Genomic DNA, 16,524 nt, shown 5'->3' with positions numbered 1-16,524 from the left:
GAGCCGCGCCTCAATGCCGGACAGGGGACGGCCGAGGTCCCTTGCGATGCCCACGGGGGCGGGGCGAGCCGTGCCCGGCCCGCCCGGCAACCCTCTGGATGGTGGCGTCGGGGCCGGGGAACACCAGTCCCACGTGGCCGTCCTCGTCCCACCGCACGACGTACGGCGGAGCACCGCCGGCCTCGTGGACCTCGATGATCTCGCCCGTACGATCCGCTTCCCCGGCGCGGTGCCCGTGCACGACGAGCATGTCGCCAATTGCTGCCCGCATCAGCTCGACCTCCTGCTCAGCCGGGGTGACCGGCGGCTTCGATGCCTCGGTGCCATGTTCGCCCGGGCGGGCCCCGCCGCCCAGGGTCCAAGGTCCAGACTTGCCTGCTGCCCGACCGGGTGCCCGTGGCGGATCCGCCGCGGATCTCGTCCGTGAAGATGAACTGGCTACGTGAAGATGATCTGGCCGCCGGCCGCCATGGCGTAGAACTCGCCCACCGTGATGATGTCCTTCACCTGGTCGATGAGGTCGTCGTGGGTGAGCTCGAACAGGTCGCACGAGGCCTTGCAGCCGTACAGGCCCGCCCCGGTGTCGGCGATCATGGCCAGGAACTCGGGGATCGGCGGGATGTCGAGCTTGTCCATCTTGCGCTCCATGTAGTGCGTCAGGACGCTCGACACACCGGGCAGGCCACCCGCCAGGGTGGCCAGGTGCAGCCCCGGGTTGCCCACCGTGGCGACCTTTATGTGCTCATAGCGCTTCTTGTGCACGGCGTCGAGGCCGAAGAAGGTGAAGAAGAGATTGGCCTCGATCCCCTCGGCCCGTGCCCCGTTGGCCATGATGAGGCCGGGGTAGACGCCCTCGAGCGAACCCTTGGAGATGACGATCGACACCTTCGTGATCGTGTCTGCCATTGCCGGAGTCCTTTCGTCTGGCCGGGGGCCGGTTGCCGCCCGGGGTGGCCCGGCGCCGGTGTGGTCGGATCGGTCAGATGCAGCCGCGGGGCTTGGGAATGCCGGCGATCTTGGCGGCGGTCTTCGCCGGGCCCTTCGGGAACAGCTCGTAGAGCTCCTTCACCGAGACGCCCGACGTCTTGCCCAGCACGCGCACGGTCGGGCCGGCGCCGGTGGCGGCGTACTCGGCGCGCATGAACCGGAGGACCTGCCAGTGCCGGTCCGTGAGCTCGGGGATGCCCTCGGCCCGTGCGATCTCGGGCGCCATCTCCTCGGTCCACTGGGAGGGGTCCTCGAAGAACCCTTCGTCGTTGACCGTCACGGGCCGCCCCGCGTAGGTGGCCTCCGAGGCGGCTGTCGTGGTTGGCATGTCGACTCCCTTCTCGCGCGCGCCGTGGGCGGTGCTCACCGCGCCACCGGTGCGGCGTGCTTCCCGGCGCTCGGCATGGCCGAGCCGATCCCCGGGACGTCCCGGCCCGGGAGCAGGCCGTGCCAGTAGAACCACTGGAACATGAGCTTGCCCAGGTGGTTGAGCCGTGACTCCTTCAGGAGGGGGAGGCCGACATCCCCCGGGTAGTGCCCCGACAGGGGCTCGGTGTCGTAGTTGAAGTCGATCAGGAGCGCCTTGCCGAAACCCGTCTCGATGAAGCAGTTGGTGTGGCCGTCGTACGAAGCCTGGAGCGGTTCGCCCGCCAGGAAGCGGCAGACGTTGGAGACGAGGGTCTCGCCCTCGAAGTGGGTGACCGAGCCCGCCTTCGATGCCGGCAGGTCGGCGGCGTCGCCCAGGGCGAACACGTTGGGCTTGGCCAGCGACTGCAGCGTGTGCGGCTCGGTGCGCACGAACCCCAGCGCGTCCCCCAGGCCGGGCGAGCGGCCCACGTAGGGGGCGCCGCCGTGGAGGGGGACGAGCACGGCCAGGTCGAAAGGGACCTCGCGGCCGTCGTACCCGACGAGACGGCCGCCGGAGCCGTCGACCTCGCCGATGTTGAATTCCGTGACCAACGCCACGCCCTTCTCCTCGAGGATCCCGCCGAGCGTGCGGGCGGCCTCGGGCGTGGTGAACGCGCTGTCGAGCGGCGTGACGTACCGCAGGTCGACCTGGTCGCGGATGCCGCGCTCGCGCAGGTACCAGTCGGCGAGGAAGCAGAACTCCAACGGTGCGACCGGGCATTTGATGGGCAGGTCCACCACGCCGACCACGAGACGCCCGCCCTCGAACCACTCGAGCGCCTCGTGGAGGGCGGAGGCTCCCTGCGGCGTGTAGAAGGTGAAGACCTTCTCCATCCAGCCCGGCCCCAGCAGTCCCTCGGTCTCCTCCGGCACCAGGGTCGACCCGGTGGCCACGACGAGGACGTCGTAGTCGAGCGTGGTGCCGTCGCTGAGATGCACCCGATCGGCGTCGATGTCCACGTGGTCGACGGCGCACTCACGAAAGGCGATCCCCCGGTGCAGCTGGTGCCGGCGGGGCCGGGTGATCTCGTCCAGGTGGGCGAGGCCGAAGGGCACGAACAGCAGGCCGGGCTGGTATACGTGATCGTCGTCCTGGTCCACGACGACGATCTCGGCGGCGTCCTCGTCGAGGGCCCGGCGCAGGCGGTTGCCGACCAGGGTGCCCCCGGTGCCCCCTCCGAGGATCACGATGCGTTGCGCCACCGTCACCCCGTGGCGGTGTCGCCCGCTATCACGGGCTGGGCAACACCGAGGGGAGCGATGTCGGCGAACTCGCGATACGCGGCCCAGGCGCGGGGCCCGTACACGGTGGCGGTCCCTCCGTCCATCATCAGCGCCACCGACAGGGTCTCGGCGACCTCCTGCTCGGTCGCACCCAGCCGGGCGGCCGCCTTGGCGTGGTAGGCGATGCAGCCGTCGCATTGCTTGACCACGGCGATGACCAGGGCCATCAGTTCCTTCACCTTGCCCGGCAGCACCCCCTCGGCGACCGCAGCGTCGTGCAGGGCACCGAAGCCCGCCCACGCCTCCGGCGCCGCCTGGCGCAACGACCGTGTCGGCTCGCGCAGATCAGCTATGACCTTGACGTTGTTCTCCATGCCCCGATCGTGCTGATCGGCGGCCCCGACGCCCAGAGTCGAAGGTCCGCAAACGCGATGCCGCCCGCCCCACCGTCGCCGGAGGGCGGGCGCACACCGGCGTCACACCCGCTCGGCTCGGCCGCCAGGAGGCGGGTCCTCCACCCGGTACAACCCTGCCCGTGGGGACGGTGTTCCGTCTTCGGGCCCCCTCGTACGGATCGGGACCAAGGTCACATCCATCCCCAGTTCCCACAGGCGGCTGTGGACGAGCGGCGCAGGAGGACTGCCCGATCGGGACGTTCGGCCCTAACGGGCGGGGTGGCCGGCGCAGTCCAATTGGAATGGCGGCAATGTCACGGGAATGTGGCACGCGGGTGGGCGGTGATGCTCGAGGAGGTGTGGCATGGCACTCGTGAAGCGTGAGCACTTGGAGCTCCCGGAGCTCTGGCGGCGGTTCTTCGACCCCGAAGCCGACGGCTCGTGGTTGCGGGTCGAGGAGTTCGTCGACGGTGACGCCCTCGTCGTCCGGACGGAGCTGCCCGGCATCGATCCCGACAAGGACGTGGAGATCACGATCTCCGACGGGATGCTGCACATCCGTGCCCGGCGCGAGGAGAAGTCCGAGCACAAGGCCAGGGACGGCTACCGGTCGGAGTTCCGGTACGGGTCGTTCGTCCGCACGATGTCGCTCCCCGCGGGGACCAAGGAGGACGACGTCAAGGCGACCTATGGCGACGGGATCCTCGAGATCCGCGTCCCCGTGGGCGAAGAGGCCAAGACGGCGTCGACCCGGGTCCCCGTTGTCAGGCGCTGAACGCGGCCGGCGAGCAGGTTCGGCCGCCGCCGGCATCGGCGGTGCTGTGGACGCGTGGTTGTTCGACCTCGACGGCGTGCTGACCGACACTGCCCGCGTGCATGCCGCGGCGTGGAAGGAGACCTTCGACGAGGTGTTGGCCCGCCGTGGCGCGGGGCTCGCCGTCGCGGTCGAGCCCTTCGACCTCGTCGGTGACTACCAGCGCTTCGTCGACGGGAAGCCACGCTATGACGGTGTGCGCGATTTCCTCGCATCCCGTGGTATCGAGTTGCCCGAGGGCTCGCCGTCCGACCCGCCGGCCAGCGAGACCGTGTGCGGAGTCGGCAACCGCAAGAACGAGTTCGTCCTCCACCGGCTGGGTGCGGGCGCGGTGGCGGCGTTCCCGGGGTCGGTCACCTTCGTCGAGGCGGTGCGGCGCACGGGCGTGCCGACGGCGGTCGTCTCCGCCAGCGAGAACTGCATGGCGGTCCTCCGGTCGGCGGGGATCACGGGCCTCTTCGACGTCGTGGTGGACGGCCGGGTGGCCGCCGGGCACCATCTGGCGGGGAAGCCGGCGCCGGACACGTTCCTGTGGGCCGCCGGTGCCCTCGGCGTGCCCGCGGCCCGTGCCGCCGTTGTGGAGGACGCGCTGGCCGGGGTGCAGGCGGGGCAGGCGGGGGAGTTCGGGCTCGTGGTCGGCGTCGCCCGGAGCGTGAGCCCGGCCCAGCTGGTGGCGGCCGGGGCGGACATCGTCGTCGCGGACCTCGCCGAGCTCCTCGGGCGTGTGGGGCGAGTCGACGCCCGACGGGCCGGTGCCACCGCCACCGGCCCGGCACACAAGTGAGAGGGGAGGGGCCATGACGAAGAAGGCCGTGACGCAGAAGGTCTGCCGCAGTTGTGGTGCCAACGAGCACGTCCACCGGGGCCTGTGCCGGCGGTGCCGGGAGGTCCTCGAGGGTGCCGGCTCCGTGCTCCCGGCCGAGCACGCCGAGCATCCGCGTCGCCCCGAGGTGGAGCCACTGCACAACCCGCCGTGGCGGCGCCGGGGCGCCTGACGGCTTCCGGGCCTGTTTCGGGGCCCGTCCGACCCGGCTCGTCGCCGGAATTGGACCCCCGCGCCCGGTCCTGGGACGAACGGCCCTAGGGGGCGGCACCTGATCCTGGCAACCTTGTTCGTATGTGGGTGGACCAGCGTGGATCCGAGATCATTCCCCTGCCGGAGTGCCTGCGACTCCTGGCGATGGCGGCGAAGCAGGGTGCGGTCGGTCGCCTGGCGGTGTCGCGTGAGCAGGCGCCGTTGGTCCAGCCGGTGAACTTCGCGTACCGCGATCGTCGCATCCTCTTGCGCCTGGGGCGCGGTGCCATGGCCACGGCGGCGACCGGCGGGCTCGTGGCGTTCGAGGTGGACCACCTCGACCGCAACGGGGGAGCGGCCTGGAGCGTTCTCGTCCGGGGGCTGGCCGTGGCCGTCGACGAGGCGGACCCGGCTGCGGCGGACGTGGCGGCGTTGCCGCTCGTCCCGAGCCCGGGGGACGTGGTCCTGGCGATCAGGCTCGACGTGGTCACCGGCCGGCGCTTCATGCTGCACGCCATCCCGGCCGAGGCCGCCGGCGGGGCCCCGGATGCCACCGATCCCGACGGTGTGCTCACGCGCACCGACCCGGGTGCGGCCGAGGTGCGGACGGCGTCCCCCCCGACGACGACGTGGACGGGCGTCAGGCGCGTGCCGGGGAGCATCGCCCGCACCCCGATCCCGTGAGCCCGGGCGCTCGCGGCGCCGCCCCCCGGTCGCCCTCCCCGCGGCGCCTGCCTGACCCCCAGGGCGTCACCGCCACCCTCGGGCCCGTCGCCCAGGCGGCACACCGGGTGCTCGCCGAGCGACCGGGCGGCGACGTCGACCCGGCAGCCTCACCGTGGTACCTGGTCGTGCCGGACGGCCCGAGCGGGATGCTGCGTGTCTACGAGAGCCTGCTGAGCCTGGCCGACGGTGTCACCGGCACCCGCGGCAGCCTCGAGGAGGACGGCCCGGGAGCGCGCCCGGGTGTGTTCGTGTCGGGTGTGTACGAGCGCAACGACGGCGCGGAGTCGCTACTGGTCGTGCGGAGCTGGGCGACCCTGGCCGAGCACATCGGGCCCCTCGTGGGGGAGCGCATCCTCGATCTGCGTTCCGGCATCCTGTGGCGCGACGTCGAGGCCGAGGACGGCTCGATCCTGCGCACGGCGCGGTGGGCCTGCCTGGGCCGTCCGGGGACCACCGTCCTCGTGGCGTTGGGGACGTCCGACGTCCTGGACGTGCGCGAAGGCAGCGAGCAATTCGACTTCCGGGCCACCACCGGGGGTGGCGTCATCGGGATCGTGGAGACGATGCGCGACGACACCCCCGAGCGGGTCGACCGCGACCGCGAGACACACCTGGTCCGCATCTCCTCGTTCGTGTCGGGACGGCGGCGGATGCCGAACCGCACCGCCGCAGCCGCCGCCCACGCCGCGGCCTGCGAAGCCGGAGCGGTGGCCCTCCTCGCCGAACAACAGGCCGCCTGGGCCGAGCGGTGGGCGGAAGCGGACATCGAGGTCGTCGGGGACGAGGAGCTCACCCAGGCCGTCCGGCTGGCCGTCTTCCATACGATCAGCTCGGTGCCTGACCGCGGCGAGGCGGGCATCGGCGCCCGGGGGCTGACGGGCGCGGCGTACGCCGGGCATGTCTTCTGGGACGCGGACATGTTCGTCCTGCCCATGCTGGCGGCCACGCACCCGTCGGCGGCACGCGCCATGCTCGAGTACCGCATCCGCCGCCTGCCGGCGGCCGTCGACGCCGCGGCGGCCCTCGGCCGGGCGGGGGCACGCTTTCCCTGGGAGTCGGGCCACGATGGCAGCGACGTCACGCCGACGAGCGGCATCGACGATCGGGGCGATCTCGTCGCCATCCGCACCGGCCGGCTCGAAGAGCACATCACGGCCGACGTGGCGTGGGCCGCGTGGCACCTGGCCACGTGGTCGGGGAGCTGGCGCTTGCTCGAGGGGAGCGGTCGGCGCCTGCTGACCGAGACGGCCCGGTACTGGGCGAGCCGGGTCCGTGTCGACGCTGCCGGACGTGGGCACATCGACGGGGTGATCGGCCCCGACGAGTACCACGAGGACGTCGACGACAACGCCTTCACCAACCAGATGGCGGCGTGGAACCTCGAGCGGGCAGCCGAGCTCGTCGAGCGAAGCGGCTCGGCCGGCGAGCGCGACGAGGCCGTCCGCTGGCGCGAGGTGTCGGCCGCACTCGTCGACGGGTACGACCCCGAGGCGGGTCACCACGTCCAGTTCGTGGGCTTCGATCTCCTGGAGCCGCTCCGGGTCGAGGACGTCGGGCCGGTTCCCGTGGCCGCCGACCTCGTGCTCGGCCACGATCGCGTGTCGCGCTCGCAGATCATCAAGCAGGCCGACGTGCTGATGCTCCACCATGTCATCCCCCCGGTCGGGCCGCCCGGGGTCCTGGCGCGCGACATGGACTACTACCTCCCCCGCACGGCCCACGGGAGCTCCCTGTCGCCTGCCATCCACGCCGCGCTGCTGGCTCGTCTCGGGCGGCTGGACGAGGCGCTCGCCTTCCTCGACATCGCGCAGCGCATCGACCTCGACGACGTGACCGGCACGACGGCGGGTGGCCTGCACCTCGCCACCCTGGGCGGCCTGTGGCAGGCGTTGGTGATGGGGTTCGCGGGCGTACGGGTCACGGGGCCCGACGACGACGCCCTCGTCCTCGATCCCCACATCCCGGCCCGGTGGGAGGAGCTGCGCCTGCGGCTGCGCTGGCACGGCCACGTGGTGCGGCTCCGCTGTCGCAACGAACGGGTGCACGTCCGGTGCTCGGCACCGGTGCGGATCAGACTGGGGGCGGGCCCGCCCGTGGTGGTGCAGCCACCCGGCGGGTGGGTGGAGCAGGCCGGGGCCATGTCGGGCCCGTCGGGCGGACCGGGCCTGTCGGGCGGACCGGGCCTGTCGGGAATACCGGGCCCGGGTGCCGAGGACGAGGAGGTCGTCGCATGAGGCCGAGCGTGCAATCCGCACAGCCACCGGTCCGGGCCGTCGCGGCTGACGCCGCCGACGACGGTGCCGACTGGGCCCTCCTCGCGGGCGACCTGGGGCGCGTGTTCGACCTCGAGCCCGTCGTGGACGTCCTCCCGGACGGGATCGCCCCCGGACGGGCCGCCGATCAGCTCCTGGCGCGCGCCGCGCTGGTGGCGGGGCCGGTCCTGGTGCTGCCCTCCAGGCCGGCCCGCCGCCGGCCACGGGGAGCCATCCCCGCCGAGGAAGGAGCCGGGGCCGGGCAGCGCGCTCGTCCGGCGTCGGGCATCCGACGGGTGCTCATCGCGTCGGACGGCAGTGACGAGGTCGCCGCCGGTGCCCGGACCCTGCGTCGACGCCTGGTCGAGGCCGGCGTCCAGTCGACGGTTCTCCACGTGCTGACCGAGGACAACCGTCCGAGGATGTGGGAGGGGTCGGGGCATCACGCGTCGGTGTGGTTCGACGAGCTCCGTCGGCGCCACGGCGCCACCCCTGAGGCTCTCCGGGTGGTGACGGGCGAGCCCGCGCACGAGCTGCGCGCCTACGCCGCCAGCGCCGACCTGGTGGTCATGCTCTGGCGGCACGCCGTGACGCCGGGCCGCTCGTCCCTGTTGCGGTCCGTGCTCGTGCAGGGCATCGACATCCCCCACCTGCTCGTCCCACTCGTGTGCCTGGAGGCGCTGGCGTGGAGACCCGACGTCGCCATGGTGCGTCGCTCCACGGATCCGTGAGACCGGGCCCGACCGTCGTCGAGACGCACGTCTCGGTCCTGGTGTTCCTCGACGACGTCGTCCTCAAGTACAAGAAGCCGGTCCGATTCCCGTTTCTGGACTTCGGCACCGCCGAGGCCCGTCGCGCCGCCTGCGAGGCCGAGGTCGAAGCCAACCGGCGCCTGAGCCCCGACGTGTACCTGGGCGTCGCAGACGTCGTCCTCGGCGACCGCACGCTCGACCATGCCGTCGTGATGCGCCGCCTGCCCGCGGACCGCAGCCTGGCCGCGCAGGCACAGGCACACGCCCCGGACCTCGACGTCCAGCTGGCACGGCTGGCATCGGTGCTCGCCGACTTCCACGCAAAGGCGGCCCGTTCGCCGGCGATCGACGCCGGTGGCGGCGCCGACGCCGTCGCCGAGACGTGGCGGGGATGCCTGGACAGCCTGACGGCGTACGCGGGGCCCGAGCTGGCGCCGACGACGGTGGCGCGCGTGGAGGACCTCGCCCTGGGCTTTCTGGCGGGGCGCCGGGCGCTGTTCGACCAGCGCGTCACCGCCGGCCGGGTGTGCGACGGCCACGGCGACCTGCTCGCCACCGACGTGTTCCTTCTCGACGACGGGCCGCGCGTCCTCGACTGTGTGGAGTTCGACCCGAGGCTTCGCCACGTCGACGTCATCGCCGACGTCGCCTTCTTGGCCATGGACCTCGAGCGCCTCGGGGCGCCGGCCGCGGCGGCGACGTTCCTGCGCCTCTACGAGGAAATGGCCGGGGACCTCTTCCCGCCGTCGCTCGTCCACCACTATTGCGCCCAGCGCGCCCTGGTGCGCGCCGAGGTGGCGTGCATCCGTGCCTCCCAGGCAGACGGCGCGGCCTCCGGCGCTCCTGCCCTGCTCGACCTGGCGCTCCACCATCTCGAGGAGGGCCGCGTCGTGCTGGGGGTGGTGTGCGGCGCGCCCGGCACCGGGAAGTCCACCGTCGCCGCGGCCGTGGGCGAGCGCCTGGGCTGGCCCGTGCTCCGCTCCGACGAGGTACGGCGCGAGCTCGTCGACCCGGGCGCGGCGACGGCGCCCCTCGCCCCGTTCGGCGGCGAGGGGTACTCGCCCGAGACGACCGAGCGCACCTACCTGACCCTCCTCGGGCGCGCCCGCGCCGCGCTCGGCCTGGGCCAGTCCGTCGTGCTCGACGCCACCTTCACGGACCGGCGCTGGCACGACGCCGCCGAGCGCCTGGCCGACGACACGACCAGTGCGCTCGTCGTCGTGCAGTGCACTGCCGGGCTCGACGTGACCGTGCCCCGGCTCCGGGCCCGCCGGGACTCGGGCGCCGACGTCTCGGGCGCCGACGAGGAGGTGGGGCGCGCCCTGGTTGCCCGGGCCCGACCCTGGCCCGTCGCCGTGCCGGTGGACACCGCGCACGTGCCGGTGCATGACTCGATCGAGGCGGCCCTCGCCGCCTTCGGTCGGCCGGCGCCCGCGCCCCCCGGGTCGGGGGTCGACGGCCGGCGGACACCGGGTGCCCCGGAGGGTGCCCCGGCGGGTGCCCCGGAGGGTGCCCCGGAGGGTGCCCCGGAGGGTGCCCCGGAGGGTGCCCGGGGGCCCAGGTAGCCGCTCGGGGCCCCGGCCGCCCGGCTGGGCGCCGACGGAAACGGCTGGTCGGGTGGGCGCCAGGGCGAACCGGCCGGTCGGCGGCCTGCGCCATGACCTTGGACCCTTGGGCACCGTGCCCGGCCTGACGACACTGCAAGGAGGAAGAAGCAGGAGGGCGAGATGCTCGAGGTCGTGGCGGTGCTGGTCGGGGTCGACCTGGCGGTGCTGTTCGCCTGCATCGCCGACGCGGTGAGCCCGTCCGGGTCGCGATTGGTCCCCCTCCGTACGGGCGCACACACCCAAGGTGCGCACCGCGGCATGGCGAACGTCACCGTTCCCACCCCGATCGTCCGCGTGCAGGGGTGTGGGCGTGCCCGGCGCGGCTACGGCGCACTGTCGGTGTCGTGCCACCCGTCTTTCGGTGGTCGGCCGTGATGCCCGTCACCGTCGCTCCCGCGGGCACGCTGCTTCTCGAATGGTCTGTCACCGGCACATCGGTCACACCGGTGCTCCCGGTGGCGCTGGACGGCTGGCCGCCGTCCAAGGTCGACGGTCGCCGCGGCCCCAACCCGGCGACACCGGTGAGGGGCCGGGCGCCCCTTCACCGCCACCCCGGAGCGGCGTGACCGCAGTCAGGCGTCGAGCGCGTTCACGACCCCCAGGCTGCGCTCGGTCGACGCCTGCAGCCGCTCGCGGCGCGCCGGGCTGAGGCGTTCGCACACCCAGTCCCAGTGCATCGAGACGCTGTCGCCCGGCGCCAGATCGCCGACGAAGCCGACACCGTCGATGCGGTACCGAACGTCCTCCACCCGCTCGTGGCCGAGCTCCAAGCGCCCGTCGGAGAAGCGCAGGGTCCGGCTTCGCACCGTGGCGGCGTCCGCGTCGACGGCCTCGACGGTGCCCCACCGGATGCGGCAACGGTCGAGCACCATGAGCGGCGGCCCCTCCATCCCCGAGCGCAGCAGGCCGAGCCACGGGTACACCGCGAAGACGTGGAAGCTGTGATTGGCGTGACCGCCGGCGGGGACGGTGCCGGGGGCGGCCGCGGCCGCCGGGCCGTGCCCCAGCTCGAGCTGAGCGTCGACGACCTCGGCGAGGCCCGCCGGCGGCACGCGGTCGAGCAGCGCGTTGCCCACCCAGTAGGCGTCGACGACGCGGGCGTCGAGCGGGTCGAGGACGTCGTTGCTCGCCGCGATCAGCCGCAGGTACGGCCACGCGCCCGTGAAGTGGGCCGCCCGGTCGGCCAGCGCCTCCACCTCGACGACGTCGACGACAGCGGCGGCGGCGTCGGCAGCAGCAGCGGCGCCCAGGAGCCCCTCGGGATCGGCCGGCCCGCAGTAGCCGAGAGCGTTCGGCGGGTAGGCGTAGCGGGCGAACAGCACAGGCCCGGGCGCTGTCACCGGCTCGTCCATGCAAGTCACCTTCCGTCGGCGCCGTTCGGCGGGGGAGCGTGTCGAGTGTAGGCACCGTCCTCGGCGGTCCCACCCGGCGGCCCCGCCGCCGGCGCATCGGGCGGGTCCCGGATGCGCCGCCGCCGCCCGACCGCACGCGATCATTGGCGGGCCCGGACGCGTCCAGGCCGTTCGCCGTGGAGGGAGGATGCGTGTCGCCAGGCCGACCGTCGCAGGCACCACCGGAGGACGCGCTGCGCCCCCCGGCCGCCGGCGCCGGGGACGGCACGGGTACGCCGACACCTCGGGGCCCGGCGCGCCGCCTCGGCGTGCTGCGCGGCGTGGCCCTGCCCGTCGGGGTCGTCGGGGTCGTGGTGGGATGCCTGCTGGCCTGGCGCGACGCGCTGCACAGCGGGGTGTTCGACGACACCTTCTGGCACCGCGCCGCCGGGGTGTGGATGCTCGACCACCACCGGGTGATCACCCGCGACGTCTTCTCCTACACCGTGACCGGGCACTCGTGGATCTCCCCCGAGTGGGGGTACGACGTCCTGCTCGCCCAGTCGGTGCGGTGGCTCGGGCCGGTGGCCTTCTGGCTGTTGTCGGCGGGCCTGGCGTCGCTCACCGTCGTGGCGGTCGCCGTCCGCTCCCGGATGGTGGGGGCGGGGTGGACCTGGACGGGCCTGCTCTGCGTGGAGACCGGCGCGGCCGTCACCTTGTTCCTGGACGACCGCCCCCAGGTGGTCAGCTACTTCTTCGTCGCCCTGCTGCTGGTGCTGCTCACCCGGGCACGCCGCCGTCGCGGATGGCTGTGGGCGGTGCCCGTCCTGTTCGTGCTGTGGGCCAACCTCCACGGGAGCTTCCTCCTCGGCCTGGGGATCCTCCTCCTGGAGGTGGTGGCCGCCGCCGCGCCGATACGCCGCGGCCGCCTGGTCGTGTCCGAACCCCTGGCACGCCGCCCCGTCGTCATCGTCTTCCTGGCGTCGGGCGTCGCCACCTTCGTCAATCCGTTCGGTCCCGGCGTCTACGCCAGCGCGCTGGGCGTGACGTTCAACCAGACCGTCCGTCGCCTGATCGGCGAGTGGCAGTCCCCGAACTTCCACGACCCGGCGACGCTCGCCGTGATCGTCCTCCCCGTGGTGATCACGGCCGCCTATGTGGTGCTGTCGGACGCCGAGGTCCCCGCGGTCGAGCTCGTCCTGGCCGGGTTCCTCCTGGTCTCCGCGCTCGACGCAGCGCGCTTCATCCCGTACTTCGCCATCGGGTGGTGTGCCCTGGCGGCCCGGTGTCCCCCGATCCGCCAGGAGCGGTTGCGCCCGTCGCTGCTCGTGTGGCCGCTGGTGGCGGTGCTGGCGCTCTCCATGCTGCACGGGCCGTGGCACCGGGCGGGCCAGCCCGCCGCCAGTGTCCCCGTGCGGGCGGTGGCCTACCTGCAGCACCATCCTGGCCGGGTCTTCGCCACCTACCTGTGGAGCGACTACCTCGACTGGGTGGGCCGGCCGGTGTTCGTCGACGGCCGCACCGAGCTCTACACGGGTGACGGGGTGCTCTCGCGCTACCTGGCACTCGACCAGCTCACCGCTGACCCGGACCCCGAGCTGCGTTCCTACGACGTGTCGTACGTGCTGTGGACGCCGGGGACGCCACTGTCGACGTACCTGGAGCACGACGCCCGCTGGCGGGTGGTGTGGCGATCGGGCACGGCGGTGGTGCTGCACTACGTCGGCCCGCCGACCGGGGGCAGCCTGTCCGGGGCCTGAGCGCGCGACTGAGCCCGGACGCGCCAACGGCTCAGCCCGGGTGACCGAGCTGAGCCGTTGCTCTGGCTGTTCCCGCCGTTGGCGATCAGGGCTTGTTGATGGAGCTGCCCACGTTGTTCAGGGTGTTGGCCACAGAGCCGCCCAGGAAGTGCAGCGCCACGAGCGCCACCACTGCGATGAGAGCGAGCAGCAGCGCGTACTCCACCAGGCTGGCGCCCACCTCGTCCCTGCGGTTCCACGTTGCACGGATCGGGTCGATCACGCGCATGACGAGCGAGACGATGTTCACGGTTTCCCCCCCTTCGCAGTGTCGGGAACGGGTGTGCGGCGTCACGCACCTCGTTCTGTGTCTCAGGGCTTGTTGATGGAGCTGCCCACGTTGTTCAGGGTGTTGGCCACAGAGCCGCCCAGGAAGTGCAGCGCCACGAGCGCCACCACGGCGATGAGAGCGAGCAGCAGCGCGTACTCCACCAGGCTGGCGCCGATCTCGTCCCTGCGGTTCCACGTCGCACGGATCGGGTCGATCACGCGCATGACGAGCGAGAAGATGTTCACAATGCCCCCCTATTCCGATCCAACCCTGGGTCCCACTATCGGGGAAGGGGGCACCGTGCGCCATAGGTCTGCCGGCCCAAAAGGTCCCGCTGTGCAGGAAGAACGTGGGTCGTGCGACCCATTGTGGGGCTGGCGGCCTCGATCAGTCCAGCTTGATCAGCCCCATCCGCATGGCCTTCAGCACGGCTTGGGCGCGGTCGTGGGAGTCGAGCTTCTGGTAGATCGACGACAGGTGGTTCTTCACCGTCTTCACGCTGATGAAGAGGCGCCGGGCTGCCTCGGGGATGGAGACCCCGGTGGCCACGAGGCGGAGGACCTCCTCCTCGCGCTTGGAGATGAGCGGCCGTGTGGTGGTCGGCGCCGACTGGCGTGTCGGCACGCCGTTGTCCACGAAGGCGGGCGGGACGCCGTCGGACACCGACGGGGCGAGCACGCGCTCGCCGGCAGCCACCCGGCGCACGGCGTCGACGATCTCGGCGGTGGTGCAGTCCTTGACGAGGTACCCCTGGGCGCCCGCTCCCAGTGCGGACGAGACCGCGGTCTCGTCCGAGAGCATCGAGAGCACCAGCACCGCGGTGTCGGGCAGCAGTCCCCGGATCCGCTTGGTGGCGGCCACCCCGGAGAGCACCGGCAGCGACAGGTCCATGAGGACCACGTCCGGGCGGTGCTCGTCGGCCAGGTCGACGGCCTCCTGCCCGTCGGCGGCCTCGGCCACGACGGTGAGCCCGGCGTGCTCGAGGGCCCACCGGAGCCCCTCACGGACCATGGTGTGGTCGTCTGCGATCAGTACTCGTACCATCACGCCGCTCTCATTCTCATCCGCACCAGGGTGCCCTTGCCGGGCCCCGAGGTGATCTCCAATTGGGCTCCTACCGCATCGGCTCGTTCGCGCATTCCCAGGAGGCCGTAGCCCGACGCACCGACCGCCTTGCCCGCGGGCAGGCCGATGCCGTCGTCGGCCACCTCGAGCAACGCCCCCTCGGCGTTGCACCGCCACAGGATCGAGACCCGCGACGCCCGCCCGTGGCGTTCGGCGTTCATGACCGCCTCGCGTGCGACCCGCCAGAATTCGCGCTCGACCGGGATCGGCATGCGGGCGTCGCCGTCGGCGACAAGCGTGACGGCCACCCGGTGGCGCTTGTTCACCCGGTCGAGGAACGACGCCAGGACGCCGTCGACGCCCTGGGTCTCCGAGACGTCGCAGCGCAGGTCGGTCAGCATGTCGCGCAGTTCCTCGACGAGGTCGCGCATGTCGCCGCGCAGGGCGATCAGGTCCTGCTGCACCGCCCGGCCGTGGTTGAGCTCGACCAGGCGGTCGAGCTCGAAGCCGAGGTGCACCACGGACTGGCCGATGTGGTCGTGCAGCTCGCGCGCCAGGCGGGTGCGCTCCTGCTCCATCCCGAGGGTGTGGATCCGCTCCAGCCAGCGGGCGTTGTCGACGGCCAGGGCCGCGGCCCGGGCGAGGTCGGCCAGCCGGCGGCGGTCCTTGGCGCCGGTGTGGCGCCGGACGTCGCACTCGACCACCAGCACGCCGACGACCTCGTCGCGGGTGCGCATGGGGCAGTACAGCCCCCAGCGCGAACGGAAGCTGAGGCCGTGCTCGAGGTCCTCGCGCACCAGCGGGTCCGAGCCCGCCGCGGCCTGCGCCATCGACGGGGGTAGGTCGAAGGGCCGGTCGGGGGCGGTGGTGCGCACGCCGTTGCCCGCCACCAGGCTCCAGGACTCGGTGGCGGGGTCGAGCAGCGCCACGGCGCTCAGGTCCGGGGCGAACAGCTCGTCCAGCCGCTCGAGGGCCCAACGCGCCGCCCCCTCCACGTGCAGCGGGGTGCCCTCGCTCTCGGTCACCCGGTGCAGGTCGAGCAGCAGGTCGTTGACCTCCGACAGCTGCTCCACCCGGGCCGCCAGCCCGTCCCGGGCCTGGTGGGCGTCGTCGACGAGGTAGCGGCTGAACCCACCGACCACGCCGACGAGCACGATCTCGATGGCGAACTGCACGCTGGTGTCGGCATCGGCGTGCAGCGACGCCAGCAACACGCTGGGCAGCGCCACGGCGAGGCCGGCGATGACCGCCAGCCCCGTCACCACCCGGAGCCCCCCGGCGAAGCCGGCCACCACGGTGGCGACGGCCAGGCAGATCAGGAAGGGCGAGCGGCCGAACCCCGTCGCCTCCACCACCGCCACGCCCACGGCCACCTCGAGGAGGAGGGCCGCGCTCGTGTGCCAGCCGGTCCGCTCGGTGCCGATGGGCCGCAGCGTGCGCCACACGGTGTAGGCGACCAGCACGCCGCCGGCCGCGGCCGTGGGTGCCCCTCGGTGCTCGACCAACCCCAGGGCGAGCGCCAGGCACAGCGTGGCCCACCGCAGGGCACTGAGCATCTGCCCGAACCCGGCCACCAATTCGGGCGCGGCCGGCGGCAGGTTGGACCACCCCGGGCGGGCCCGCCGTGCAGGCGCGTGGGGTGGCGACGGTCTGTCGGAAAGCGGCTCGACCACCTGCACTGCGGCTCGTCCCCTCCGGTCCTGTCCTGGGCCCGGCCTGCGGGCCATTTGATTACTTACGGTCAGCGATCAGTCACATATCGTGGTAACAGGCCGGGGTCCTTGAGGGAAATCCATGGTCGGAGCGCGCAAATTCCCTCGGACGTTGGTCCTCCCCGCCGTCGCCGGCAGGCCCTCGACCCCCCGAACCAGCAGGGAG

The 16,524-nt window shown here is 72.8% G+C and carries 19 protein-coding genes; 9 read left to right on the top strand and 10 right to left on the bottom strand.

The features are described 5' to 3' along the window. Positions 1–10: 10 nt before the first annotated feature. The 5 genes from VMV22_14260 to VMV22_14240 form a co-directional block, all read right to left on the bottom strand. Positions 11–271 (bottom strand): DUF1918 domain-containing protein, encoded by a 261-nt coding sequence (locus VMV22_14260; protein ID HUY23495.1) that lies wholly within the window; start codon positions 269–271, stop codon positions 11–13. A gap of 167 nt (positions 272–438) precedes the next feature. Beyond that, positions 439–906 carry a DsrE/DsrF/DrsH-like family protein gene (locus tag VMV22_14255; protein ID HUY23494.1) on the bottom strand — a complete coding sequence of 156 codons (468 nt, stop codon included), beginning with the start codon at positions 904–906 and terminating at the stop codon, positions 439–441. A 73-nt stretch (positions 907–979) separates the two neighbouring features. Further along, complete coding sequence (locus VMV22_14250; GenBank protein HUY23493.1) at positions 980–1,315, bottom strand: TusE/DsrC/DsvC family sulfur relay protein; 336 nt, start codon at positions 1,313–1,315, stop codon at positions 980–982. Positions 1,316–1,350: 35 nt separating this feature from the next. Beyond that, complete coding sequence (locus VMV22_14245; GenBank protein ID HUY23492.1) at positions 1,351–2,598, bottom strand: FAD/NAD(P)-binding oxidoreductase; 1,248 nt, start codon at positions 2,596–2,598, stop codon at positions 1,351–1,353. Between the two features lie 2 nt (positions 2,599–2,600). After that, the gene (locus tag VMV22_14240) at positions 2,601–2,993 is read right to left on the bottom strand and encodes a carboxymuconolactone decarboxylase family protein (protein HUY23491.1); all 393 of its coding nucleotides are present in this window, start codon (positions 2,991–2,993) and stop codon (positions 2,601–2,603) included. 385 nt (positions 2,994–3,378) lie between these two features. Between VMV22_14240 and VMV22_14235 the strand changes: the two genes are divergently transcribed. From VMV22_14235 to VMV22_14200, 8 genes are all read left to right on the top strand, one after another. Continuing rightward, the gene (locus VMV22_14235; GenBank protein ID HUY23490.1) at positions 3,379–3,789 is read left to right on the top strand and encodes an Hsp20/alpha crystallin family protein; all 411 of its coding nucleotides are present in this window, start codon (positions 3,379–3,381) and stop codon (positions 3,787–3,789) included. 46 nt (positions 3,790–3,835) lie between these two features. Further along, positions 3,836–4,612: a beta-phosphoglucomutase family hydrolase gene (locus VMV22_14230; protein ID HUY23489.1), complete on the top strand. Its 777-nt coding sequence runs from the start codon at positions 3,836–3,838 to the stop codon at positions 4,610–4,612. A gap of 13 nt (positions 4,613–4,625) precedes the next feature. Then, a complete protein-coding gene (locus tag VMV22_14225) occupies positions 4,626–4,823 on the top strand; it encodes a hypothetical protein (GenBank protein HUY23488.1) in 198 nt (65 codons plus the stop codon). A 122-nt stretch (positions 4,824–4,945) separates the two neighbouring features. Next, on the top strand, positions 4,946–5,527 hold the full coding sequence (locus VMV22_14220) for a pyridoxamine 5'-phosphate oxidase family protein (protein ID HUY23487.1): 582 nt from the start codon (positions 4,946–4,948) through the stop codon (positions 5,525–5,527). Beyond that, on the top strand, positions 5,524–7,803 hold the full coding sequence (locus VMV22_14215; protein HUY23486.1) for a glycosyl hydrolase family 65 protein: 2,280 nt from the start codon (positions 5,524–5,526) through the stop codon (positions 7,801–7,803). The genes VMV22_14220 and VMV22_14215 overlap by 4 nt, the downstream gene beginning before the upstream one ends. Before the next feature lie 8 nt (positions 7,804–7,811). Then, on the top strand, positions 7,812–8,552 hold the full coding sequence (locus VMV22_14210) for a universal stress protein (protein ID HUY23485.1): 741 nt from the start codon (positions 7,812–7,814) through the stop codon (positions 8,550–8,552). After that, entirely contained in the window at positions 8,549–10,138 is a 1,590-nt protein-coding gene (locus VMV22_14205; GenBank protein ID HUY23484.1) for an AAA family ATPase, read from the top strand. Before VMV22_14210 ends, VMV22_14205 begins: the two co-directional genes overlap by 4 nt. Positions 10,139–10,300: 162 nt before the next feature. Then, positions 10,301–10,555, top strand: coding sequence for a hypothetical protein (locus VMV22_14200; protein ID HUY23483.1), 255 nt, complete (start codon positions 10,301–10,303; stop codon positions 10,553–10,555). A 197-nt stretch (positions 10,556–10,752) separates the two neighbouring features. Here the strand turns inward: VMV22_14200 and VMV22_14195 are convergent, their stop codons facing one another. Beyond that, complete coding sequence (locus tag VMV22_14195; protein ID HUY23482.1) at positions 10,753–11,532, bottom strand: DUF6390 family protein; 780 nt, start codon at positions 11,530–11,532, stop codon at positions 10,753–10,755. A gap of 191 nt (positions 11,533–11,723) precedes the next feature. Between VMV22_14195 and VMV22_14190 the strand changes: the two genes are divergently transcribed. After that, entirely contained in the window at positions 11,724–13,271 is a 1,548-nt protein-coding gene (locus VMV22_14190; protein ID HUY23481.1) for a hypothetical protein, read from the top strand. Between the two features lie 85 nt (positions 13,272–13,356). On the opposite strand, the gene VMV22_14185 is transcribed toward VMV22_14190, so the two are convergent. From VMV22_14185 to VMV22_14170, 4 genes are all read right to left on the bottom strand, one after another. After that, positions 13,357–13,560, bottom strand: coding sequence for a Flp family type IVb pilin (locus VMV22_14185; GenBank protein HUY23480.1), 204 nt, complete (start codon positions 13,558–13,560; stop codon positions 13,357–13,359). Between the two features lie 62 nt (positions 13,561–13,622). Continuing rightward, positions 13,623–13,826, bottom strand: a complete 204-nt coding sequence (locus VMV22_14180; GenBank protein HUY23479.1) for a Flp family type IVb pilin — start codon at positions 13,824–13,826, stop codon at positions 13,623–13,625. 142 nt (positions 13,827–13,968) lie between these two features. Continuing rightward, the gene (locus VMV22_14175) at positions 13,969–14,625 is read right to left on the bottom strand and encodes a response regulator transcription factor (protein ID HUY23478.1); all 657 of its coding nucleotides are present in this window, start codon (positions 14,623–14,625) and stop codon (positions 13,969–13,971) included. Beyond that, positions 14,625–16,325, bottom strand: a complete 1,701-nt coding sequence (locus VMV22_14170; GenBank protein HUY23477.1) for a histidine kinase — start codon at positions 16,323–16,325, stop codon at positions 14,625–14,627. The genes VMV22_14175 and VMV22_14170 overlap by 1 nt, the downstream gene beginning before the upstream one ends. Between the last annotated feature and the right edge of the window lie 199 nt (positions 16,326–16,524).

The sequence above is a fragment of the Acidimicrobiales bacterium genome, from assembly GCA_035531755.1.
GTDB lineage: Bacteria > Actinomycetota > Acidimicrobiia > Acidimicrobiales > UBA8190 > DATKSK01.
This window is presented reverse-complemented; position numbering and strand designations above follow the sequence as displayed.